At 66.6% G+C, this 21,921-nt stretch carries 20 protein-coding genes; 8 read left to right on the top strand and 12 right to left on the bottom strand.

Going from position 1 to position 21,921, the window contains the following annotated elements:
• Positions 1–256 precede the first annotated feature (256 nt).
• Both BHE01S_RS16800 and BHE01S_RS16795 read right to left on the bottom strand, forming a co-directional pair.
• Positions 257–1,957: a DEAD/DEAH box helicase gene (locus BHE01S_RS16800; RefSeq protein WP_042265837.1), complete on the bottom strand. Its 1,701-nt coding sequence runs from the start codon at positions 1,955–1,957 to the stop codon at positions 257–259.
• A 415-nt stretch (positions 1,958–2,372) separates the two neighbouring features.
• A complete protein-coding gene (locus BHE01S_RS16795; RefSeq protein ID WP_042265883.1) occupies positions 2,373–2,642 on the bottom strand; it encodes an acyl-CoA-binding protein in 270 nt (89 codons plus the stop codon).
• 176 nt (positions 2,643–2,818) lie between these two features.
• Here BHE01S_RS16795 and tsaB point away from each other — a divergent pair, with 176 nt between their 5' ends.
• The 4 genes from tsaB to BHE01S_RS16775 are packed head-to-tail and all read left to right on the top strand — an operon-like array spanning position 2,819 to position 6,180.
• Positions 2,819–3,628, top strand: coding sequence for a tRNA (adenosine(37)-N6)-threonylcarbamoyltransferase complex dimerization subunit type 1 TsaB (gene tsaB / locus BHE01S_RS16790; RefSeq protein ID WP_042265836.1), 810 nt, complete (start codon positions 2,819–2,821; stop codon positions 3,626–3,628).
• The gene (gene rimI / locus BHE01S_RS16785) at positions 3,625–4,119 is read left to right on the top strand and encodes a ribosomal protein S18-alanine N-acetyltransferase (protein ID WP_042265834.1); all 495 of its coding nucleotides are present in this window, start codon (positions 3,625–3,627) and stop codon (positions 4,117–4,119) included. Before tsaB ends, rimI begins: the two co-directional genes overlap by 4 nt.
• Positions 4,106–5,137 (top strand): uracil-DNA glycosylase, encoded by a 1,032-nt coding sequence (locus BHE01S_RS16780; protein WP_042265833.1) that lies wholly within the window; start codon positions 4,106–4,108, stop codon positions 5,135–5,137. Before rimI ends, BHE01S_RS16780 begins: the two co-directional genes overlap by 14 nt.
• The gene (locus BHE01S_RS16775; protein ID WP_084068929.1) at positions 5,134–6,180 is read left to right on the top strand and encodes a DUF1853 family protein; all 1,047 of its coding nucleotides are present in this window, start codon (positions 5,134–5,136) and stop codon (positions 6,178–6,180) included. Before BHE01S_RS16780 ends, BHE01S_RS16775 begins: the two co-directional genes overlap by 4 nt.
• A 16-nt stretch (positions 6,181–6,196) precedes the next feature.
• Here BHE01S_RS16775 and thiD read toward each other — a convergent pair whose 3' ends face one another.
• Together thiD and lplT are read right to left on the bottom strand one after the other, a co-directional pair.
• Entirely contained in the window at positions 6,197–7,003 is an 807-nt protein-coding gene (gene thiD / locus BHE01S_RS16770; RefSeq protein WP_042265832.1) for a bifunctional hydroxymethylpyrimidine kinase/phosphomethylpyrimidine kinase, read from the bottom strand.
• Positions 7,004–7,108: 105 nt separating this feature from the next.
• Entirely contained in the window at positions 7,109–8,419 is a 1,311-nt protein-coding gene (gene lplT, locus BHE01S_RS16765; protein ID WP_042265831.1) for a lysophospholipid transporter LplT, read from the bottom strand.
• Positions 8,420–8,639: 220 nt separating this feature from the next.
• Here lplT and alr point away from each other — a divergent pair, with 220 nt between their 5' ends.
• From alr to BHE01S_RS16750, 3 genes are all read left to right on the top strand, one after another.
• Positions 8,640–9,710, top strand: a complete 1,071-nt coding sequence (gene alr / locus BHE01S_RS16760) for an alanine racemase (RefSeq protein WP_042265829.1) — start codon at positions 8,640–8,642, stop codon at positions 9,708–9,710.
• A 16-nt stretch (positions 9,711–9,726) separates the two neighbouring features.
• The gene (gene radA / locus BHE01S_RS16755; RefSeq protein ID WP_042265881.1) at positions 9,727–11,103 is read left to right on the top strand and encodes a DNA repair protein RadA; all 1,377 of its coding nucleotides are present in this window, start codon (positions 9,727–9,729) and stop codon (positions 11,101–11,103) included.
• Positions 11,104–11,244: 141 nt separating this feature from the next.
• Positions 11,245–11,508 carry a DUF2866 domain-containing protein gene (locus BHE01S_RS16750; protein ID WP_042265827.1) on the top strand — a complete coding sequence of 88 codons (264 nt, stop codon included), beginning with the start codon at positions 11,245–11,247 and terminating at the stop codon, positions 11,506–11,508.
• A gap of 72 nt (positions 11,509–11,580) precedes the next feature.
• Here the strand turns inward: BHE01S_RS16750 and BHE01S_RS16745 are convergent, their stop codons facing one another.
• Both BHE01S_RS16745 and BHE01S_RS16740 read right to left on the bottom strand, forming a co-directional pair.
• Entirely contained in the window at positions 11,581–12,801 is a 1,221-nt protein-coding gene (locus BHE01S_RS16745; protein WP_084068928.1) for a CaiB/BaiF CoA transferase family protein, read from the bottom strand.
• A 66-nt stretch (positions 12,802–12,867) separates the two neighbouring features.
• Complete coding sequence (locus BHE01S_RS16740; protein WP_042265825.1) at positions 12,868–14,817, bottom strand: ATP-binding cassette domain-containing protein; 1,950 nt, start codon at positions 14,815–14,817, stop codon at positions 12,868–12,870.
• A 175-nt stretch (positions 14,818–14,992) separates the two neighbouring features.
• Between BHE01S_RS16740 and BHE01S_RS16735 the strand changes: the two genes are divergently transcribed.
• On the top strand, positions 14,993–15,475 hold the full coding sequence (locus tag BHE01S_RS16735) for a glutathione peroxidase (RefSeq protein WP_042265822.1): 483 nt from the start codon (positions 14,993–14,995) through the stop codon (positions 15,473–15,475).
• A 24-nt stretch (positions 15,476–15,499) separates the two neighbouring features.
• Here the strand turns inward: BHE01S_RS16735 and cls are convergent, their stop codons facing one another.
• From cls to dapC, 6 genes are all read right to left on the bottom strand, one after another.
• Positions 15,500–16,942: a cardiolipin synthase gene (cls, locus tag BHE01S_RS16730; protein ID WP_042265821.1), complete on the bottom strand. Its 1,443-nt coding sequence runs from the start codon at positions 16,940–16,942 to the stop codon at positions 15,500–15,502.
• 183 nt (positions 16,943–17,125) lie between these two features.
• Positions 17,126–18,022, bottom strand: a complete 897-nt coding sequence (gene prmB, locus BHE01S_RS16725; RefSeq protein ID WP_042265820.1) for a 50S ribosomal protein L3 N(5)-glutamine methyltransferase — start codon at positions 18,020–18,022, stop codon at positions 17,126–17,128.
• 33 nt (positions 18,023–18,055) lie between these two features.
• Complete coding sequence (gene dapE / locus BHE01S_RS16720) at positions 18,056–19,195, bottom strand: succinyl-diaminopimelate desuccinylase (RefSeq protein WP_042265818.1); 1,140 nt, start codon at positions 19,193–19,195, stop codon at positions 18,056–18,058.
• 124 nt (positions 19,196–19,319) lie between these two features.
• On the bottom strand, positions 19,320–19,685 hold the full coding sequence (locus tag BHE01S_RS16715) for an ArsC family reductase (protein WP_042265817.1): 366 nt from the start codon (positions 19,683–19,685) through the stop codon (positions 19,320–19,322).
• Positions 19,685–20,512, bottom strand: a complete 828-nt coding sequence (gene dapD / locus BHE01S_RS16710; RefSeq protein ID WP_042265878.1) for a 2,3,4,5-tetrahydropyridine-2,6-dicarboxylate N-succinyltransferase — start codon at positions 20,510–20,512, stop codon at positions 19,685–19,687. The genes BHE01S_RS16715 and dapD overlap by 1 nt, the downstream gene beginning before the upstream one ends.
• A gap of 81 nt (positions 20,513–20,593) precedes the next feature.
• The gene (dapC, locus tag BHE01S_RS16705; protein WP_042265877.1) at positions 20,594–21,817 is read right to left on the bottom strand and encodes a succinyldiaminopimelate transaminase; all 1,224 of its coding nucleotides are present in this window, start codon (positions 21,815–21,817) and stop codon (positions 20,594–20,596) included.
• Positions 21,818–21,921: the final 104 nt, after the last annotated feature.

The raw sequence follows: 21,921 nt of genomic DNA, 5'->3' as shown, positions 1-21,921 counted from the left end.
GGGCTTTTTCGAGATTTTTTATTTAAATTAAATCAACTACTTATGTTGTTTCTTCTGTAATGTGAAACGCTATTTTCCATCTCGCAATCGCTCCCTTTGTGCCACGCAGCACAATTTTTTACGAAGCAAAAAAATTTTTCGTATCGTGAAATCTGCGCGGAGATAAAAAAAGACCGGTGCCTGAGCACCGGTCCTGAGCATTTCGCTGCGGCGGCGGGGCGGCTCGAAGGCCGCGCCACGCGCCGCTCTGGCTGATTTAGCTGTCGCGACGTGCGCCACGCGGGCCGTCGTTACGGCGCGCGCCGTAACCGCCACCGCCTTCGCGCGAGCGGCCGTAGCCTTCGCGTTGCTGGCCGTAGCCGCCACGGTTGCCTTCGCCGCCGCGCGAGCCGCCGCCGAAGCCGCCTTCACGCGAACCGTAGCCGCCTTCGCGGGCGCCGTAGCCGCCGCGCGAGCCTTCCGGCTTGTTGCCCCAGCTGTTGCCGTTACGGTCGCCGCCGTTGCCGCCACGGGCGCCGTAGCCACCCGGCTTGCCGTTACCGTTGCCGAAGCGCCGGCCGCCGCCATTGCCGCCACCCGGACGGCCGCGGCCGCCGAAGCCGCGGTTGGCCGGCGGCGCCTTGCGCGGCTCGAAACCTTCCACGACGTTCACGGGCAGCGGCGAGCGCACGAAGCGCTCGATGCGCTTGAGCGCGCCTTGTTCGGCGTGATGCACGAGGCTCACTGCCACCCCCGAGCGCCCCGCGCGGCCGGTACGGCCGATACGGTGCACGTAGTCTTCGGCGAACTTCGGCAGGTCGTAGTTGAAGACGTGCGTGATGCCGGGGATGTCGATGCCGCGCGCCGCGACGTCGGTCGCGACGAGCACGCGCACGCGGCGCTCGCGCAGCGCACGGATCGTGCGGTTACGCGCGCCTTGCGGCAGGTCGCCGTGCAGCGCGGCGCTTTCGAAGCCGGCGTCGGCGAGCTTGCCGGCGAGTTGGTCGGCGTCCATCTTGGTGGCCGTGAACACGACGGCCTGGTCGAGGCTCGAGTCGCGCAGCAGGTGGTCGAGCAGACGATCCTTGTGATCGCGGTCGTCCACGTAGTGCACGGTCTGCGCGATGTTCGAGTTCGCCTCGACCTTGCGCACGATCTCGATACGCTCGGGATCCTTCAGCAGGCGGCCGGTGATCGAAGCGATCTTGCCGTCGAGCGTGGCCGAGAACAGCATCGTCTGACGCGTTTCGGGCGTCGCGGCGACGATCGTGTCGATGTCGTCGATGAAGCCCATGTCGAGCATGCGGTCGGCTTCGTCGAGCACGAGCATCTTGAGTTCGGACAGGTCGATGCGGCCGCGTTCGAGGTGGTCGAGCAGACGGCCCGGCGTCGCCACGAGAATCTCGGGGTTCTTCGCGAGCAGCATCAGCTGCTGGCCGTACGCCACGCCGCCGAGAATGCTGACCGTGCGCAGACGGCGCAGATGCTTGCCGTACGTCGAAGCGGCCGTGGTCACCTGCATGGCGAGTTCGCGCGTGGGCGTGAGGACGAGCAGACCCGGGCGTGCCACCGGTTGCGGACGGCGCTGGCGGCGATCGCCTTGCTGGCCATTCGCGCCTTGCGGACGCGGCTCGCGCGGCTGCGCGGCCTGGGTCTTCTGGAGCTGCGCGAAGCGCTCGATGGCGGGCAGCATGAACGCTGCGGTCTTGCCCGAACCGGTCGGGCTCGAGACCAGCAGGTCGCGGCCGGCGATAGCGGCAGGAATGGCGCGTTCCTGCACGGGCGTCGGGGCCTTGTAGCCCGCTGCGATCAGCGCGGAGACGATCTCCGGCGACAGACCGAGCGACGCGAATGCCGAACCGTCGGTCGCATCGGCGGCCTGCGCGGGGGCTTCAGCGGAAGCGTCGGCGGCGGCGGAAAGGCCGAGGGCCTGATCGGCGATTGCGTCCAGGGGGCTTTGGGTATTGCTCGAAGTCATGAAAATCCTTGTTACACAGGAAATAGAACGTCGGCGCCAATCGGCATACCCAAGTCGTCGGATTGTGCGAACAAATCGAAAAACGGGGGCAATCCGCCCACAATGGCGGATTTTTCGTTAGAAGCTGTTTTGGGTGCGACTTGAGCCGGGATTGGCCAGTCGCCAGCCTGATACTTGACGGCCCAAAAACAGGGCCACGGCAGGAGGGGACAGGTTCTAAACTGGATTGGAGCTTAACGCTACGAGGCGTCGCGCTGATCGAACGAGCGACCGGAGCGCAACGCAGCGTGCAGTATATCTCGTTTTGTTGCGGCGCGCCAGAGCGATGCACCGTGAGGGTATGGATGCGGCGGCGTGACGCGGCCGGCGGGGCAGGCCCGCCGCCGTCACGCGCGCCTTTTCCGTTGCAACCGGTTCAACTCGTGGAGCCGCTCTTGAGCGATTCGACGAGTTCGACGTACTGCTGCCTCGCTGTTTCCTGCGCGGTGCCTTGCAGCGCGGCCCACGCTTCGTACTTGTACTTGCCGACGATATCGGTGAAGCCGGGCTTGTCGCCGTGCACGTCGCCTTCGGTGGCCTGCTTGAAGAGTGCGTACAGCCGCAGCAGCGTCAGATTGCCGGGGCGCTCCGGCAGTTGCTGCACGTCCTGCTGGGCTTGGGCGAACTGGGTGTTCAGGTCGCTCATGGTGGTTTCCTCCGCATGGTGGTTCAGGTCAGCGCGCCGATGGTAGCAGCGCAAACCCCGGAAAAGCTGGAGCGATTCCTCCACTCGCGCCGGGCATGGGGAGCCGGAAGAGGCCATGACGCCTGCGCATGCGCCAGTTCGCGAGAGCCCTGGGGCGGGGCATTACAATAGCGCTCATGACCGAAACTGTGTTGCTTGCCCTCGATACTTCGACCGAATATTGCTCGGTCGCGCTGCTTCGCGTCGCCCCCGGCGGCGCCGATCGTTCCCCCTCCACTGGCGCCGGGACTGTCTTCGCGTCGCGCGCGGAAGTCAGCGTCTGGGTGCGCCACGAAGCCACGGGCGCCGTCTCCAGCACGCGGCTGCTGCCGGCCATTGGCGAATTGCTCGACGAAGCCGGCCTCACGCTCGCCGACTGCGACGCGATCGCGTTCGGCGCGGGCCCAGGCTCCTTCACCGGGCTGCGCACGGCGACGGGCGTCGCTCAAGGGCTCGCGTTCGGCCTCGATATCCCGGTGGTGCCCGTAGGCACGCTGCTCGTGTGCGCGGAGAGCGCGCGGCTGCGCGATCCCGCCGCGACCCGCGTGCTGGCCGCACTCGATGCGCGCATGGACGAAGCCTACTGGGCCGACTACGCGTGGGACGCCGCAGCCGGCGACTGGCGCACGCTGCAGGGAGCATCGCTCGACTCGCCGGAGTACATCGCCGCGCCCGACGTGCCGTTCACGCTGGCGGGCAACGCCGCCGCCGCGTTCGGCGCGCGCCTGACGGCCGCCGCCGCCGCGCGCACGATCGATGCCGAGGCGCTCCCGCACGCGTTGCCGCTGGCGCACGCGGCGTTGCGCGCGTATCGCGCGGGCCGCACGCAAGCGGCGGACCAGGCCGCGCCCGAATACGTGCGCAACAAGGTCGCCCAGACCACGGCCGAGCGGCTTGCCGCGAAGGCTGCGGCCCACGGCGGCGCAGGTGGCGAGGGCGCGCAATGAGCGGCGTGCTCATGACCGACCGCTACCTGTCGCCGATGACCGAAAGCGATCTGGACGAAGTCGCGTTCGTCGAGCGTTCCGCGTATGAGTTTCCGTGGTCGCGCGGCAATTTCGAGGATTCGCTGCGCAACGGCTACTACGGGCTATGCATGCGCCACGTCACCGGCACGCTGATCGGCTATTGCGTGCTGATGCCCGTGGTCGACGAGATGCATCTGCTGAATCTGTGCGTTGCGCCGCCGGCGCAGGGCGCGGGCGCGGGGCTCGCGATGCTGCGCGAGGCGGTACGGATTGCGCGCACGCAGGGTCTCGAAGGGCTGCTGCTCGAAGTCCGGCCTTCGAATCACCGGGCAATCCGGTTGTATGAACAGTTCGGCTTCGTCACGATCGGCCGCCGCAAGAACTACTATCCGGCGAGGCATCACAGCCGCGAGGATGCACTGGTGATGCGTTTTTCTTTTGCAGGGGAGGGCGCGGATGCCGCTCGATGAGATCGCGCTGGAGGAGCTTGGGCTCGCGCCGCGCTGGGTGCGCAAAGGGGCGCGGGTGATAGCGCCGCTCGAAGCGGCTCGCGAAGATGAAACCGCTGCGCCGTCGCCCGCGTCGACACGCGCCGAAGCCGAAGCCGAAGCCGAAGCCGAAGCCGAAGCCGAAGCCGAAGCCGAAGCCGAAGCCGAAGCCGAAGCCGAAGCCGAAGCCGAAGCCGAAGCCGAAGCGCCGGCGGCCCCGGTGGCGCAACCGACACGTCCTGTCGCTGCGCCGCAGCCACAACCCGTTGCGCGCGCCGCTTCGCCATCGCGGCCCGCACCGCATGGATCCGACGAGCCGCCGCCCCTCACCGACGAAGATTTCGCCTGGTTCGACGCTGCGGCCGAGCCGGTTCTGCCACACGACCCCGAGCCGGCTCAGGCTGGCGGCGCACCGCGCAACGACGTCGCGACGCTCGACTGGGACGCGCTCGCCGAACGCGTGGCTTCGTGCACGCGCTGCCGCCTGTGCGAGAAGCGCACCAACACCGTGTTCGGCGTGGGCGATCGCGAGGCCGACTGGATGTTGATCGGCGAAGCGCCCGGCGAGAACGAGGACCGCCAGGGCGAGCCCTTCGTCGGCCAGGCTGGCAAGCTGCTCGACAACATGCTGCACGCGCTCTCGCTCGCGCGCGGCGAGAACGTCTATATCGCTAACGTGATCAAGTGCCGGCCGCCCGGCAACCGTAATCCGGAGCCCGACGAGGTCGCGCGCTGCGAGCCGTATCTGCAGCGTCAGGTGGCGCTCGTGAAGCCGAAGATCATCGTCGCGCTCGGGCGTTTCGCGGCGCAAAGCCTGCTCAAGACCGACGGCAGCATCGCGTCGCTGCGCGGACGCGTCCATGCGTACGAGGGCGTGCCCGTCATCGTCACCTATCACCCGGCGTATTTGCTGCGCAGCCTGCACGACAAGGCGAAGGCCTGGGCTGACCTCTGTCTCGCGCGCGACACCTGGCGGGCGGCGTCCGGCGGCGGGCGATGAACGCCGCGCGGCCCGCGGACGTGTCCGGTGCGCAATGTGCCGGGGGCGACGGCGGCTCGCAAGACGAGACCGGATTGGAGCGCCCCGCCGGTGCAGGCGCAATCGACGACATCATCGATCGCCTCGCCGATCCGGCCGTGCGTGATCTCGCGTGGCTGCTTTTCAGCGCCGATCTGTTGCGTGCACAACCACCGCTCGCACCGCTCGCGCAATGGTGCGCCGATGCCGGCGAAGCGCGCGCTACGCGTGACTGGCTCGCGCAACTCGATCGCGATCCGGCGCATCTGCACGCAGCGCTCATGGCCGCGCCGACGCACCGCCTTGGCCGCTATGCCGAAAACTTGCTGGGATGGTTTCTCGCGCATGGACCGGCGGCGCAGCTCGTCGCGCAGAACGTGCCGCTGCGGCGTGCGGGACTCACGCTCGGCGAATGCGATTTTCTCGTGCACACGCGCGCCGGCGAGCGTCTGCATTGGGAACTGGCGGTGAAGTGCTACCTGCACGCAGGACCGGGCGATGACGCGCGTGCATCGCTCGCCGAATTCGTCGGGCCGAATCTGCGCGATCGCTTTGATCTGAAACTCACGCATCTGCGCGACCGTCAACTGCGGTTGAGCGCACGCGAGGAATTCGCTTCGCTGGGTTACGAAGGCCAGTGGCTCGCGCAGATGTTCGTGAAAGGCTGGCTTTTCTACCGGGCGGGAGAGGCGGCGCCGTCGCGCGTGCAAGACGCCCCCGAGCTGGCCGCAGATCATGCGCGCGGCTGGTGGGTGACGCGTTCCGACTGGCCGGTGTTCGCCGGGCAGCAGGCGGCCCATGGCTGGAGCGTGCTGCCGAGGCTCGCGTGGCTCGCGCCGCGCAGGCTGGCGGCTGCGCCCGGCGTCGATCCCGACGCGTTAGTCGATGCGCTAACCCGTCCCGACGAGCCCGCGCTGATCGCGGCATTCACGGCCGACAGCGCGGGCGACTACCGCGAACAGTCGCGCGGCTTCATCGTTCCCGACGACTGGCCGGCGCGCGCCGCGGCATTTGCGCGTCAATGAGCGCGCGCAAGCACGCTCACCACCAGCGCCAGAAGTGATGCACGGGCCCGACGCCATGACCGACGTCGAGCCGCTCACTGGCCACGAGCGCCGCCGTCAGGTACTGCTTGGCTTCGGCGACGGCCGTTGCGAGCGCCCCGCGCTGCGGCCACAGTGCGGCAATGGCAGACGAGAGCGTGCAGCCCGTGCCGTGCGTATTCGCGACCGGCACGCGAGCGCCGGGCAGGCGCAGCGTGCCGCCGGCTTCGATGAGCCAGTCGGGGCTGTCCGCGCTCGCCAGATGGCCGCCTTTCATCAGCACCGCCTGCGGGCCGAGTGCGCGCAGCGCTTCGCCTTGCTCGACCATCGCGGCTTCGTCGGCGGCGGGCGCCGCGCCGAGCAGCGCGGCGGCTTCCGGCAGGTTCGGCGTCACGACGCCCGCTAGCGGCAGCAGTTCTTCACGCAGCGCAGCGACGGCTTCGGGCGCGAGCAGGGCGTGATTGCTCTTCGAGATCATCACGGTATCGAGCACGACGCGCGCCGGCTGATGGCGGCGCAGCGCGTCGGCGACGGCGCGCACGATTGCCGCGTTGGCGAGCATGCCGATCTTCACGGCGTCGATGCGGATGTCGTCGAACACGGCGTCGAGCTGCGCGGTGACGAATCCCGCGTCGGGCGCGTGGATCGCGGTGACGCCGCGCGTGTTCTGCGCGGTGAGCGCCGTGATGACGCTCGCGCCGTAGGCGCCGAGCGCGGAGAACGCCTTGAGGTCGGCCTGGATGCCCGCGCCGCCGCCCGAGTCGGAGCCGGCGATCGTGAGAACGTTGAATATCGGTGAAGTCATGGCAGCGTCAGGTGCGCGGCGCGCGCGGCATGTCTTCGCGCGTGCGCAGGAAAGGATCGATTCAGCAGACGGGGCGGCCGGACGGTGGGCCCACAGGCGCGAGCGTCAATGCCTGTGATTCTCGCCGATCAGCGCGACCGAGTCGAACGAGCGTTGATTCGCCTGGTGGCGGCGCATCACGAGCCACATCATCAGACAGACAAAGGTGCCGAACAGCACGATCACGATGGTCACCGGCACGTCGAGCCAGACGAGCACGGCGTAGAGGCACAGCATCACGAGCACCGAGAGGTTCTCGTTGAAGTTCTGCACGGCGATGGAGTGGCCGGCGGAGAGCAGCACGTGGCCGCGGTGCTGAAGCAGTGCGTTCATCGGCACGACGAAGAAGCCGGACAGGCCGCCCACGACCATGAGGAAGAGGTAGGCGAAAATCAGGTAGCCGGGAATGCGCATGTGGCCGATATGCACGCCCCAATGCGGCGGAAAGAGATGGCGCGTGTAGAACGCCATGAGCATGACGGCAAGACCCATGACGATGCCGACCGGCAGCACCGAGAGCGACTTCTTCAGCGGCACGCGCGCGGCCGCGATCATGGCGCCGGCTGCGACACCCACGGCCACCACGGCCTGGAGCACCGCGCCCTCGGAGAGCGACATGCCGAGCGAGACTTCGGCCCACTTGAGCACGATGAATTGGAGCGTCGCGCCTGCGCCCCAGAAGAGCGTCGTGACCGCGAGCGAGATCTGGCCGAGCTTGTCGTGCCAGAGCGTGTTGAAGCAGTCGGCGAAATCGGTGATGAGGCGGATGACACCGTGCTGCTGGCGCGGGTAGCGCGCGCCGGTGTCGGGAATGCGCAGATTGAAGAGGGCGGCGATCACGTAAATCACCATGATGACGACCATCGCAGCTTCGGCGGGCGTGCTGATCGCGGCGGGCGTATGGCGAAGCACATGGGAGGCGATGTGGGGGCTGATCAACGCGCCGCCGAGTACGGTGCCGAGGATGATCGAGCCGACAGTCGTGCCCTCGATCCAGCCGTTGGCGGCGACGAGGCGCTCAGGCGGCAGCAGCTCGGTCAGGATGCCGTACTTGGCGGGCGAATAAGCCGCAGCGCCGAAGCCCACTACGCCATAGGCAAACAAGGGGTGGGTGCCTGCCAGCATCATGGCGCAGCCCACGACCTTGATCGTGTTCGTGATGAACATCACGCGGCCCTTGGGGCGGGAGTCTGCGAAGGCGCCGACAAAGGCGGCAAGAACGACGTAGGAGAGGACGAAGAACAGCTTGAGCAGCGGCGTCATCCAGTTCGGAGCGTGGAGGTCTTTCAGCAGTGCAATTGCAGCGATGAGGAGCGCATTGTCGGCCAACGACGAAAAAAACTGCGCGGCCATGATGGTGTAAAAGCCTTTTTTCATCTGATGCGATGCTTTCCTCGCTGCGGTCCGTCCGCCCCGGACGGGTGGGAGGCATCCGGGCTTATTACGTTCGAAATGGGTTGTGCGCAGGGCTTTATATCACGAAAATAGGTGCATTCGGACTAGCACAATCCTTGAGCGCCCGTCGGGCGGGCCTGCGGGCCGTTGAAAACACCCTGTAAGATCCTGATTCGAAAGCGTCTTTGCGAAAAAATCTCCCATGCCTCGCCCCCTCTCAGCAACGATCCACACCGCCGCTCTCGCCAATAACCTCGCCGTCGTCCGCAAGTACGCGCCAAAGTCGAAAATCTGGGCTGTGGTGAAGGCCAACGCCTACGGGCACGGGCTCGCGCGCGCGTTTCCCGGCCTGCGCGCAACCGACGGTTTCGGCCTGCTCGACCTCGAGGAGGCCGTGAAGCTGCGCGAACTCGGCTGGGCGGGGCCGATCCTGCTGCTCGAGGGTTTTTTCCGGCCCACCGACATCGACGTGATCGACCGCTACAGCCTCACGACCGTCGTGCACAGCGACGAGCAGATGCGCATGCTCGAAATGGCGCGTCTGTCGAAGCCGGTGAACGTCCAGCTCAAGATGAACAGCGGCATGAACCGGCTCGGCTATACGCCCGAGAAGTACCGCGCCGCATGGGAGCGTGCGCGTGCCTGTGCCGGCATCGGCCAGATCACGCTGATGACGCACTTTGCAAACGCCGATACACCGCGCGGCGTGAGCGAGCAGATGGAAACGTTCGAGCGCGGCGCACAGGGCATTGCGGGCGCGCGCAGCCTCGCCAATTCGGCCGCCACGCTCTGGCATCCTTCGACGCATTTCGACTGGGTGCGCCCCGGCATCATTCTTTATGGCGCTTCGCCTTCGGGCTTCTCCTCGGTGCTAGAAGGCACAGGACTGCAGCCGGCCATGACGCTCGCGTCCGAACTCATCGCCACGCAGCACGTCGCCGAAGGGCAGACCGTTGGCTACGGCTCGATCTTCACGGCGCGCAAGCCCATGCGCATCGGCGTGGTGGCGTGCGGTTACGCCGACGGCTATCCGCGCGTCGCGCCCGAAGGCACCCCAGTGATCGTCGATGGCGTGCTCACGCACGTGGTGGGCCGCGTCTCCATGGACATGCTCACCGTCGATCTCACACCCGTGCACAGCGCGGGCGTGGGCGCGCGCGTGGAGCTGTGGGGCAACAACCTGCCGATCGACGACGTTGCGAAAGCCTGCGGCACGATCGGCTACGAGCTGATGTGCGCCGTCGCGCCGCGTGTTCCTGTGCGGGCCGAATGACGCCATGGCAAAGAGCATGGCGAAGGTCAAGACACTGTATACGTGTACCGAATGCGGCGGGCAGGCACCCAAGTGGCAAGGCCAGTGTCCCGCGTGCGGCGCGTGGAACACGCTGGTGGAAGGCGTTGCCGAACCGGCGGGCTCACACCGCTTCCAGTCGCTCGCGAAGCGCGCGCCGGTGCGGCGTCTCGCCGATATCGAGGCCTCCGACGTACCGCGCTTCACGACCGGCGTAGGCGAGTTCGATCGCGTGCTGGGCGGTGGCCTCGTGGCGGGCGGCGTGGTGCTGATCGGCGGTGACCCGGGTATCGGCAAATCGACGCTGTTGCTGCAGTCGCTCGCGCAGATCGCGTCGCAGCGGCGCGCGCTATATGTAAGCGGTGAGGAATCGGCCGCGCAGATTGCGTTGCGCGCGCAACGATTATCGCTGCTCGACGCCGGCTCCATGGCGAGCGAACTGCAACTGCTCGCCGAAATCCAGCTCGAAAAGATCCAGGCGACGATCGAGGCCGAGAAGCCCGACGTCGCGGTCATCGACTCGATCCAGACGATCTATTCCGAAGCGCTGACTTCCGCGCCGGGCTCCGTCGCGCAGGTGCGCGAGTGCGCGGCGCAGCTTACGCGCATCGCGAAGCAGTCGGGCACGGCGATCATCATGGTCGGCCACGTGACGAAGGAGGGCAACCTCGCGGGGCCACGGGTGCTCGAGCACATCGTCGATACCGTGCTGTATTTCGAAGGCGACACGCATTCGTCGTTCCGGCTCGTGCGCGCGTTCAAGAACCGCTTCGGCGCGGTCAATGAGCTGGGCGTGTTCGCGATGACCGAGAAGGGCCTGCGCGGCGTGGCGAATCCCTCGGCGCTCTTTCTCTCGCAGCACGAGCAGAGCGTGCCCGGCTCCTGCGTGCTCGTGACGCAGGAAGGGTCGCGGCCGCTGCTCGTCGAGGTGCAGGCGCTCGTCGACACGGCGCATGTGCCGAATCCGCGGCGTCTTGCCGTCGGGCTCGAGCAAAACCGGCTTGCCATGCTGCTGGCGGTGCTGCATCGCCACGCCGGCATTGCATGTTTCGATCAGGATGTATTCCTCAACGCCGTGGGCGGCGTGAAAATCACGGAGCCGGCCGCGGATCTCGCCGTGCTGCTCGCCATCCACTCTTCGATGCGTAACAAGGCGTTGCCCAAGGGTCTGATCGTTTTTGGCGAAGTCGGTCTCGCGGGCGAGATCCGACCCTCGCCGCGCGGCCAGGATCGTCTGAAGGAAGCGGCGAAGCTGGGTTTTTCATGCGCCCTGATTCCCCGCGCCAATGCGCCGAAACAGCCGATCGATGGTTTGCAGGTGATGGCCGTCGAGCGTCTCGAAGAAGCGATCGACCGCGTGCGCGAACTGGATTGAGCACGCCGCGCAGGTGCGGATGGCCTGTACTGGCGCGTAATGATTAGTAACAACCCTGGTTCCGGCTGTAACCATTTCAGACGGTGATTTCCCTATCCTTGGCGCGATGTTCAACCCGTGTCGAGCGGAAGGGATAGCGACTTGAAACAGACTGATACGTCCTTCGGCGGTCGTTCGATCGTCGTGCGCGGCTGCCGGGTGTCCGAGCCGCTCATGCAACCTTGGGGCAGCACGTGCCGCATCGTCGAGTGGATCGATGGCGACGGGCGTATTTCGCGCCGCGTCGTGGCGGAAGACGTGACGGCGGCGGAGGTGCGCAGCACCATCGCTCATCACGTGGAAGGCCGCAAGTACGTGATGTACGACGACGAACGGTCGCCGCGGCAAACACTGCCGCGACGCTAAACGAAATCATGGGCGCTGCGAGGCGCCCATTTTTCATTGGGCTCACGGGCGATGCGGCATACGCCGCAGGCCCTAGCCCCAAGGGCCGTAGGTGAAAGGCTTTTTGCCGCCGGGCGCACCCGACGTGTCGGCGCCCTGGCCGGGCTGGGCGGGTTGAACGGAATGCGCGCCCGGCGCCTGACCGCCTGGCTGAAAAGGCGCCGGCTGCATGCCGGGCGCTGCCGGCTGCGTCTGCCGTGCGGTCATTTCGTCCATCATGGCTTGCAGCACCTCGGCATTGAAGAGGGGATGACGCGAAGCCTCGCCTGGCGTGAGGACGGGCGAAACGCAGGTGTCGATCGCCTCCAGGCGGTCGATCCAGGTCTGCAGCGATTCCGACTCGATGATGGCCGCCAGTTCGCGCGTGAGCGCGGCGGCATCCGCGCCGCCGATCGCCTGACCGAGACTCCAGTGGCGCTCGGCCCAGTCGTCGCGGCCAATGGCGTGGCACAGCGTCTGCCAGAACTTCAGCTCGAGCGCCCCGACGGCGAGCCACCGCCCGTCCTGCGTGCGATAGAGGTTGTAGCAGGGCACGCCGCCGTTGAGGAGGCCGCCGCCTGGCTGCAGTGCCGCGGCGTCGTCGTTGGCCAGCGCGACCTGGGCGACCACGTTGTGCGCGTAGCTCGCGTGCGTCATCGAAACATCGACGAAACGGCCCTCGCCGCCGCGCGCCACATGCCAAAGCGCCGCGAGAATCTGCGTGACCGCGCTGAGCGCGCCGCCTAGCAGGTCGGCGATCTGGAAATTGGGCAGCACCGGCACGCCGTCGCGCGCGGCCAATTGGTCGAGCACGCCCGAATAGGCGACATAGTTGATGTCGTGGCCCGGATGGCCGGCGAACGGGCCGGTCGTGCCGTAGCCCGTGATCGCGCAGTAGACGAGTTTCGGATTGACCTTGCGCAAGGCCTCGCAGCCTACGCCGAGGCGGTCCATCACACCGGGCCGGAAACTTTCGACGAGCACGTCGGCGTCGCGCGCGAGCGCGAGCAGCACCGAGCGGCCGCTCTCGGTCTTCAAGTCGACTCGCGTCTCGCGCTTGCCGCGATTGACGAGGCGATAGAACGCACCGGGGCGCGCGGCCACTTCGTCCACGGCGCTTTGCATCATCACGCGCGCCGCGTCGCCCGCGCCGGGCGGCTCGATTTTCAGGACATCGGCGCCCATTTCCGCTAGCCGCAACGTGGCCACGGGCCCGGGCAGCAGGCGGGTCAGATCCAGTACGCGAAGGCCCTGCAATGCGGCGGGTGACGACACTCGTGACTCCCTGGCGAAAATACCTGGCAAAAGCGCCTGATGGCGCGATGGTGATCCCGCGCAGCGCTAGCCGATCTGCTCGAGTTCCTCGTGCGCATCGAGCCATTCGGCTTCGAGCGTTTCGAGGCGCGAGGCGACTTCGGCCTGGCGGCGAATCGCTTCGGTCAGGCGGCTCTTCCGTTCCGGTTCGTAGCTCGCCGGATCCGCGACGAAAGCATCGAGCGTGCTCTTTTCGCTGTTGAGCGCATCCATTTCCTTTTCGATCTTGCCGATTTTCGCCTGTAACGGCTTCTTCAGGTGCGCAACTTTCTGGCGCTGCTCCGCTTCCTGGCGGCGTTGTTCCCTGCGATTGACGCCATCAGCGGCATTTGCGCCGTTTGCCGCATTCGCCGTGCCGGAAGCGGCCTCCTTGAGGGCTGCGCGTTGCTCGGCCGCGTGTTGAAGCAGCCAGTCGCGGTAGTCGTCGAGGTCGCCGTCGAACGGCTGCAGACGATGCTTCGCCACCAGCATGAACTGATCGGTCGTGGCGCGCAGCAAATGCCGGTCGTGTGAGACGAGGATCAGCGTGCCTTCGAACTGCGCGAGCGCCATGGTCAGCGCATGGCGCGTTTCGAGGTCGAGGTGGTTGGTCGGCTCGTCGAGCAGCAGGAGGTTGGGCTTTTGCCAGATGATGAGCGCGAGCGCGAGGCGTGCCTTCTCGCCGCCCGAGAACGGCGCGATGGGCGCCGTGGCCATCTCGCCGGGGAAGTTGAAGCCGCCGAGGAAGTCGCGCAGCTCCTGCTCGCGCGTGTCGGGCGCGAGGCGCGCGAGATGCTGGAGCGGCGAGTCGTCCGGGCGCAGTGTTTCGAGTTGATGCTGCGCGAAATAGCCGATTTGCAGGCCCTTGCCCGTGCGCAGCTCGCCGGAGAGTGCCGCGAGCGTGCCCGCGAGCGTCTTGATGAGCGTGGACTTGCCCTGGCCGTTCGCACCGAGCAGGCCGATGCGCTGGCCGTTCTGGATCGAGAGCGTGACGCGTTCGACGATGGGCGTTTCGCTGCCGTCCTCGGCCCGATAGCCGCAGCGCACGTCTTCCATCACGAGCATGGGGTTGGGCGCGGAGTCGGGTGTGCGGAACTCGAAGGTGAAGGGCGAACTCGCGTGCGCGGGCGCGATCAACTCCATCTTTTCCAGCGCCTTCACGCGGCTTTGCGCCTGGCGCGCCTTGGTGGCCTTGGCCTTGAAGCGGTCGATGAAGCTTTGCAGGTGCGCGACGGTGCGCTGCTGCTTTTCGTACGCGCTTTGCTGGAGCGCCAGTTGTTGCGCGCGCAGGATCTCGAACTGCGAGTAATTGCCGCCGTAACGCTTGATCTGCTGGTTTTCCAGATGCAGCGTGACATTGCAGATCGAGTCGAGGAATTCGCGGTCGTGCGAGATCACGACGAGCGTGCCGGGATAGCGGTGCAGCCAGTCTTCGAGCCAGACGATCGCGTCCAGATCCAGATGGTTCGTGGGCTCGTCGAGCAGCAGCAGATCGGAGCGGCACATGAGCGCTTGCGCGAGGTTCAGGCGCATGCGCCAGCCGCCCGAGAAGCTCGCTACGGGCTGGCGCGTTTGCTCGAGCGTGAAGCCGAGGCCGAGCAGCAGCGCTTCGGCGCGTGCGGGGGCGGTGTAGCCATCGGCGTCGGCGAAGGCGCCGTGCGCTTCGGCTTCGGTCGCACCGTCGTGCGCGGCCGAAGCCGCGGCGATGCGGGCCTCGATTTCGCGCAGCGCGGCGTCGCCGTCGAGCGTGTAGTCGAGCGCCGTGCGCTCGACCGCCGGGGTTTCCTGTGCGACGTGCGCGATGCGCCAGGACGGCGGCAGCGAGAAGTCGCCGGCGTCCGCGTGCAGTTCGCCGCGCAGTACGGCGAACAGGGTCGATTTGCCCGCGCCGTTCGCGCCGATGAGACCGACCTTTTCACCGGGGTTCAGCGTGAACGAGGTTTGTTCGAAAAGCGGCTTGGTGCCGCGGGCAAGACTGAATTGGTTGAAGCGGATCACGACGGCGCCGGCGGGAAGAAAACGAAAGAAAGCGCTATTTTAGACTGGGGCGCGCAGACCGGGGCGCGCAGACCGGGCGCGCACCGGCCGGCATTGGCCGCACGGCTAGCCATTTGGTCGAGTGCTAATTGCACGCTTTCTCACGTAGACTGGCGCTTTTCCACGGGAGAGCCAGATGACATCGATCTATTCGTTTTCGGCGCAACCGCTCGGCGGCGGCGAGCCGGTGAGCCTCGAGCGCTATACGGGCAAGGTGCTCCTGATCGTCAACACCGCGAGCGAATGCGGATTCACGCCGCAGTACGCGGGCCTGCAAAAGCTCTACGACCAGTACGCCGCGCGCGGGCTCGCGGTGCTCGGCTTTCCGTGCAACCAGTTCGGCAAGCAGGAACCCGGCGACGCTGCGCAGATCGGCAGCTTCTGCGAGAAGAACTACGGCGTCACCTTCCCGATGTTCGAGAAGATCGACGTGAACGGGGCGAATGCGCACCCGCTGTATCGCTGGCTCACGGGCGAAGCGCCGGGGCTCCTCGGGCTCGAAGGCATCAAGTGGAACTTCACCAAATTTCTGGTCGACCGCAACGGCAGCGTGGTGAAGCGCTACGCGCCCATGACCAGGCCCGAGGCGATCGCAGCGGACATCGAAAAGCAGCTCTGAGCTTGGCCTGGCGGCACAGGCGCGCTAGAGAATCGGCGCGAAGAGCCGCGCGAGATGCATCGTGATCTTGCGCCACGCGGGCGCATCGCGGTACTCGCTGCGATCGATCTCGAACGTCTCGTCGAAGTCGCGCAGCAGCATCGCTTCGACTTCGGCCGCAAAGCCGCGGTGTACAGTGAGCACCATGATCTCGAAGTTCAGGCGAAACGACCGGTTATCCAGATTCGCGCTGCCGATGGCCGCGGCCACGTCGTCGATCAGCACGACCTTCTGGTGCAAAAAGCCCGGCTTGTAGCGAAAGATGCGGATGCCCGCGCGCACGGCATCGAAGGCATACAGCATGGACGCCTCGAACACCACGTAATGGTCGCGCCGGCTCGGGATCATGATACGTACATCCACGCCGCGCAGCGCGGCGAGGCGCAGCGCCGAGAACACGGCTTCGTCGGGCACGAGATAGGGCGTGGTGATCCACAAGCGCTTTTTCGCGGCGTTGATCGCCTCGACGAAGAAGAGCGAGCAGGTCTCCTGGCGGTCGGCCGGACCTGTGGGCAACACCAGGCAGTGCATGTCGTCGCCGTCGCGCGGCACGACGGTGGGCGGCTCGCAGCCGGGAAGCTGCTGGGTGGCCCAGTACCAGTCTTCGGTGAAGGCGAACTGCACGTTGGCAACCGCGGGTCCGCGCAGTTCGATATGCGTATCGCGCCAGGGCGAGAGGCGCGCATTCGCGCCCAGGTATTCGATGCCCACGTTGTGGCCGCCCACGAATGCGTGCTGGCCGTCCACCACGACGATCTTGCGGTGGTTGCGGAAGTTGAGCTGGAAGCGGTTGACGAAGTGGCGCTTCGTGGAGAACGGGTGCACTTCCACGCCGCCGTCCTGCAGTTCGTGCACGTAGCTGGCGGGCAGGTCGAACGAGCCGATGCTGTCGTACAGAAGGTACGCGCGCACGCCGCGTTTTGCGCAGTCGAGCAGCACGTCCTTGAGCATGTCGCCGAGCGCGTCGGCGCGCACGATGAAGAACTGCACGATCACGTAGTGCCGGGCTTGCTCGATCGCATCGAAGATGGCGGAGAAGGTCGCGTCGCCATTCACGAGCGTGCGCACGGCGTTGCCGGGCACGAGCGGCATGCCGCCCAGGCGCGCGAACGTGCGGATCACGCGCGCACCCAGTTCGTCGGCCGGCCATTCGCCCGCGCAAACGAGCGTGTCCCAGTCGGGCGCGTGGGCGCGCGAGCGCAAGGTTTCGTTGCGCAGGCGCCTCGCGTCGGCATAGCCTGCGAACTTGCTGCGGCCGAGAAAGAGATACGGGACGAGCGTGAGGTAGGGCATCGTCGCGAGCGAGACGGCCCAGGCAATCGCGCCCTGAGAGGTGCGCGTGTTGAGGATGGCATGGCACGCGGCGATCAGCCCAAGCAGATGGATGATCGCGAGCAGCGTGCCGAGGTGTGACCAGTCGAATCGCATAGACGCGTGGGACGCTCCTTCAGCCGGGCGCAGGGCCGGCCCGCGCCGGGAAGCGCACGGCCGGAGGGCTCAATCTTACCGAACCCGCTGTGGCGACGGCTGTCGTTCCGGTCCTGCGCACAGCGAGACACGGGGCACGGGGCACGGGCGCCGCGCCTCGTCCGGACAAGGCGGGCAGGACGATCAGACCGGCAGATCGCAGGCCTGAATCAGGAAGACCTGATCGTCGCCGGCGCTCGTCGAGAGCCAGACGAGATCGAGGCCGCCGAACGCCGCTTCCACGTTTTCGCGCTCGTTGCCGATCTCGACCACCAGCACGCCGTCGTCGGTGAGCCAGTTGCGTGCGTCCTTGATGATGCGGCGCACGATGTCCATGCCGTCTGCGCCGCCCGCGAGCGCCATCTCCGGCTCGTGGCGGTACTCGGGCGGCAGCGCCTGCATCGAGCCGGCGTTGACGTAGGGCGGGTTCGTGATGATCACGTCGTAGCGGCGCTCGGGCAGCGGCGCGTACAGGTCGCCCTCGAAGAGGGCGATGCGCTCGTCGAGGCCGTGTTCGTGCACGTTGCGCCGCGCCACTTCGAGGGCCGGCGCGGACAGATCGACGGCGTCGATGTCGGCGTTCGGGAACGCGTGCGCCGCGAGAATCGCGAGGCTCGCCGAACCGGTGCACAACTCCAGCACCGCGGTGACCTGTTCGGGATCTTCCACGTAGGGCTGCAGACCGTCTGCGAGCAGCTCGCCAATGAACGAGCGCGGCACGATGACGCGCTCATCCACGTAAAAACGCAGGCCGTGCATCCACGCTTCCTGGGTGATGTACGCCGCGGGCACGCGGTCGGTCGCGCGGCGCTCGATCACGCCGAGCACCTTGTCGACTTCTTCACTCGTGAGGCGCGCGTCGAGAAACGGGTCGAGCAGGTCGAGCGGCAAATGCAGCGTGTGCAGAATCAGGTACGCGGCTTCGTCGTAGGCGTTGCTCGAGCCGTGGCCGAACGCGAGTTGCGCGGCCGAGAAGCGCGAGACACCGTAGCGCAGCAGGTCGCGAACGGTGGCAAAGGTGGCGGCTAGCGGATGGGTCATGTTCTGGACTCCAGAGCGTATTCGGTTGGCCGGTCAGGCGATCAGCTGTTCGAGCACGCGGCGGTACACGTTCTTGAGCGGATCGATGAATTTTACTTCGATATGCTCATCGATCTTGTGGATGCTCGCGTTCGGTGGCCCGAACTCCACCACCTGCTCACACATGCGCGCGATGAAGCGGCCATCGGACGTGCCACCCGTCGTCGAAAGTTCGGTCGTGACGCCGGTTTCGTCGTGGATCGCATTTTCGAGCGCGTTCGAGAGCGCGCCCCTCGGCGTGAGGAAGGGCAGGCCGCTCACGCTCCAGTGCAGCTCGTATTCGAGGCCGTGCTTGTCGAGGATCGCGTGGACGCGTTTTTGCAGACCTTCCACCGTGCTCGCGGTCGAGAAGCGGAAGTTGAACATCACATCGGCGTGGCCCGGAATCACGTTGCTCGCGCCCGTGCCGCTGTGCAGGTTCGACACCTGCCACGTGGTGGGCGGGAAGTAATCGTTGCCGTCGTCCCACTTTTCGGCAACGAGTTCGGCGAGCGCGGGGGCCAGCAGATGCACCGGGTTTTTCGCGAGATGCGGGTAGGCGATATGCCCCTGCACGCCCTTCACGACGAGCTTGCCCGACATCGAGCCGCGGCGGCCGTTCTTCACGCAGTCGCCGAGCGTATGCGTCGAAGTCGGCTCGCCCACGATGCAGTAATCCATTTTCTCGCCGCGTGCCTGCAGCGCCTCGACGACCTTCACGGTGCCGTCGGTGGCCGGGCCTTCTTCGTCGCTCGTAATGAGGAACGCGATGGCGCCGCGATGCTGCGGATGCGCCGCCACGAACTCTTCGCTCGCCACCACGAACGCCGCGAGCGAGGTCTTCATGTCGGCGGCGCCGCGGCCATAGAGCATGCCGTCGCGGTGCGAGGGCTGGAACGGCGGCGAACTCCATTGCTCGATGGGGCCGGTGGGCACGACGTCGGTATGGCCCGCGAAGGCGAGCAGCGGGCCTTGCGCGCCCGCGGTGCCGCGCTTGACGGCCCACAGGTTGGTCACGCCGTTGGATTCGATCGTTTCGCACGCGAAGCCGAGCGCGGCGAGGCGCTCGGTCATGATGCGCTGGCAGTGCTGGTCGTCGGGCGTGACGGACGCGCGCGCGATCAGGGCTTCGGTAAGGGCGAGGGTGGCGGACATAAAAGGACCACTTTCAATAAAAATGCCGGCGCCGCTAATGGAGCAGGTGCCGGCAACAACGTGTCATGACCGGTGCGCCCGCCTTGCCATGCAGCAGCCCGGGCGCACCGGTCTCATGCGGCGCTCAGGCGAACAGCTCCGCATACTGGTCGGCGGAAAAGCCGAGCGTCTTCACGCGGCCATTCACCACGACCACGGGCCGCTTGATGATCGACGGCTTGTGGATCATCAGCGCGATCGCGCCGGCGGTCGTGTCGGCTTCGGCCTTGTGCACGTCCGACAGGCCGCGCCACGTCGTGCCGCGCTTGTTGATGAGCTGATCGAGCGAGACGTCCTTGAGCCAGTCCTGGACGAGCGCATTCGAGACGCCCGCCTTCTTGAAGTCGTGAAACTCGAACTCGACGCCGTGCTCTTCGAGCCACACTCGGGCCTTCTTCACGGTGTCGCAGTTCGGAATGCCGTAGACGACGGTCTTGGCGGTCTTCGCCATCAGTCGCCTCGCAGCAGCTCGTTCAAGCCGACCTTGGCGCGCGTTTTAGCGTCGACCTTCTTGACGATCACGGCGCAATACAGGCTGTGCGAGCCGTCCTTCGAGGGCAGATTGCCCGCGACCACGACCGAGCCCGCCGGAATGCGGCCGTACGAGACCTCGCCGGTTTCGCGGTCGTAAATCCTGGTCGACTGGCCGAGGTACACGCCCATCGAGATGACCGAGTTCTCTTCGACGATCACGCCTTCCACGACTTCCGAGCGCGCGCCGATGAAGCAGTTGTCTTCGATGATGACCGGGTTGGCCTGCAGCGGCTCCAGCACGCCGCCGATGCCGACGCCGCCCGAGAGGTGCACGTTCTTGCCGATCTGCGCGCACGAACCGACCGTGGCCCACGTATCGACCATCGTGCCTTCATCGACATACGCGCCGATGTTGGTGTACGACGGCATCAGCACGACGTTCTTAGCGATGAACGAGCCGCGGCGCGCGATGGCCGGCGGCACGACGCGAAAGCCCCCCGCGGCGAAGTCTTCGGCCGTGTAACCGGCGAACTTCGAGGGCACCTTGTCGTAGAACTGGCTGTAGCCGCCCGCGGGCATCGGGACGTTGTCTTCCAGACGGAACGACAGCAGCACGGCCTTCTTCACCCATTGGTTGACGACCCAGTCGCCGTCCTTCTTCTCGGCGCAGCGCAGCGCGCCACGATCCAGCTCGGCGATGACGTGGGTGACGGCTTCGCGCACGTCGTTCGGGGCCGATTTGGGCGAAAAGTCGGCGCGGTTTTCCCAGGCGGTGTCGATGATCTGCTGAAGTTGTTGCGACATGGTGGTGATTTCGTGAGATTGATGGTGGAAAGCGGTGTTGCGCGCCGCGAGGGGCGGGACCCCGGCGCGCATGCGAAGGCTTTACGGTTTGAGCGAGCGGCAGAACTCGACGATGCGCTGCGCGCCCTCGATGCACTCCTCGACGTCGGCGACGAGCGCCATGCGCACGAAGTCTTTACCCGGATTCGTGCCGTGCGCCTCGCGTGCGAGGTACGACCCGGGCAGAACCGTCACATTATAGTCGGCGTAGAGGCGCTGGGCGAACGCGGTGTCCGTGAGGCCGGTGCGAGCGACGTTGGCCCAGAGATAGAACGCGGCGTCGGGCAATTTCACGTCGAGCACGTCGGCGAGCATGGGTGTGACGGTCGAGAACTTCTTCACGTATTTCGCGCGGTTTTCGCGCACGTGCGCCTCGTCGCCCCAGGCCGCGATGCTGGCGGACTGCCAGACCGGCGACAAGGCAGCGCCGTGATAGGTGCGGTACAGCAGGAACGGCTTGAGGATGGCGGCGTCCCCGGCGACGAAGCCCGAGCGCATGCCCGGCGCGTTCGAGCGCTTCGAAAGGCTCGACAGCATGACGAGGCGCTCGAAGCCGCGGCCCAGCTTGTGCGCCGCTTCGAGACCGCCGAGCGGCGGATTCGCTTCGTCGAAATAGATTTCCGAGTAGCACTCGTCCGAGGCGATCACGAAGCCGTAGCGCTCGGAGAGCGCGAACAGCTCGCGCCAGTCGTCGAGCGTGAGCACGGCGCCGGTGGGATTGCCCGGCGAGCACACGTACAGCAGCTGCGTGCGCGCCCAGACTTCTGCGGGAACCTGCGAATAGTCGCAGGCGAAGTTGCGTGCCGGATCGCTGTTCACGAAGTACGGCTCGCCGCCGCCGAGCAGCGCGGCACCTTCGTAGATCTGGTAGAAAGGGTTCGGGCAGAGTACGATCGCCCGCTTTGCCGGGTCCTTCGCGCCCGCTGTCGGGTCGATCACGGCCTGCGCGAGCGCGAACAGCGCCTCGCGCGAGCCGGAGACGGGCAGGATTTCCGTATTCGCATCGATCGCCGGCAGCCCGTAGCGCGCCTTCACCCAGTTCGCAATCGACTCGCGCAGCGCCGGGGTGCCCGCCGTGGCCGGGTACGACGAGAGGCCGTCGAGCGAAGCGACGATGGCGTCGCGGATCAGCGCGGGCGTGGGGTGTTTCGGCTCGCCGATCCCGAAGCTGATGTGGCGCAGGCCGGCGTTCGGCGCGACGTCCTTGAAGAGCACGCGCAGCTTTTCGAAGGGATAGGACTGAAGGGTGTCGAGTAGCGGATTCACTTGAGGCTGGACAGGCGTGGGCAAAAGACGGATGGCGCGGCGCGCAGGATTGGCGTGGCCGCTGCGGGCCGGCGAGCCGGTTGCACCGCGCTGGGCGAAAACCA

The organism is Paraburkholderia heleia NBRC 101817, assembly GCF_000739775.1.
GTDB lineage: Bacteria > Pseudomonadota > Gammaproteobacteria > Burkholderiales > Burkholderiaceae > Paraburkholderia > Paraburkholderia heleia.
This window is presented reverse-complemented; position numbering and strand designations above follow the sequence as displayed.

Bases quoted from the DNA above. Each gene is read 5' to 3' on its own strand.
- BHE01S_RS16800 (WP_042265837.1), bottom strand. From the start codon at position 1,957: ATGACTTCGAGCAATACCCAAAGCCCCCTGGACGCAATCGCCGATCAG.
- BHE01S_RS16795 (WP_042265883.1), bottom strand. From the start codon at position 2,642: ATGAGCGACCTGAACACCCAGTTCGCCCAAGCCCAGCAGGACGTGCAG.
- tsaB (WP_042265836.1), top strand. From the start codon at position 2,819: ATGACCGAAACTGTGTTGCTTGCCCTCGATACTTCGACCGAATATTGC.
- rimI (WP_042265834.1), top strand. From the start codon at position 3,625: ATGAGCGGCGTGCTCATGACCGACCGCTACCTGTCGCCGATGACCGAA.
- BHE01S_RS16780 (WP_042265833.1), top strand. From the start codon at position 4,106: ATGCCGCTCGATGAGATCGCGCTGGAGGAGCTTGGGCTCGCGCCGCGC.
- BHE01S_RS16775 (WP_084068929.1), top strand. From the start codon at position 5,134: ATGAACGCCGCGCGGCCCGCGGACGTGTCCGGTGCGCAATGTGCCGGG.
- thiD (WP_042265832.1), bottom strand. From the start codon at position 7,003: ATGACTTCACCGATATTCAACGTTCTCACGATCGCCGGCTCCGACTCG.
- lplT (WP_042265831.1), bottom strand. From the start codon at position 8,419: ATGAAAAAAGGCTTTTACACCATCATGGCCGCGCAGTTTTTTTCGTCG.
- alr (WP_042265829.1), top strand. From the start codon at position 8,640: ATGCCTCGCCCCCTCTCAGCAACGATCCACACCGCCGCTCTCGCCAAT.
- radA (WP_042265881.1), top strand. From the start codon at position 9,727: ATGGCGAAGGTCAAGACACTGTATACGTGTACCGAATGCGGCGGGCAG.
- BHE01S_RS16735 (WP_042265822.1), top strand. From the start codon at position 14,993: ATGACATCGATCTATTCGTTTTCGGCGCAACCGCTCGGCGGCGGCGAG.
- cls (WP_042265821.1), bottom strand. From the start codon at position 16,942: ATGCGATTCGACTGGTCACACCTCGGCACGCTGCTCGCGATCATCCAT.
- prmB (WP_042265820.1), bottom strand. From the start codon at position 18,022: ATGACCCATCCGCTAGCCGCCACCTTTGCCACCGTTCGCGACCTGCTG.
- dapE (WP_042265818.1), bottom strand. From the start codon at position 19,195: ATGTCCGCCACCCTCGCCCTTACCGAAGCCCTGATCGCGCGCGCGTCC.
- BHE01S_RS16715 (WP_042265817.1), bottom strand. From the start codon at position 19,685: ATGGCGAAGACCGCCAAGACCGTCGTCTACGGCATTCCGAACTGCGAC.
- dapD (WP_042265878.1), bottom strand. From the start codon at position 20,512: ATGTCGCAACAACTTCAGCAGATCATCGACACCGCCTGGGAAAACCGC.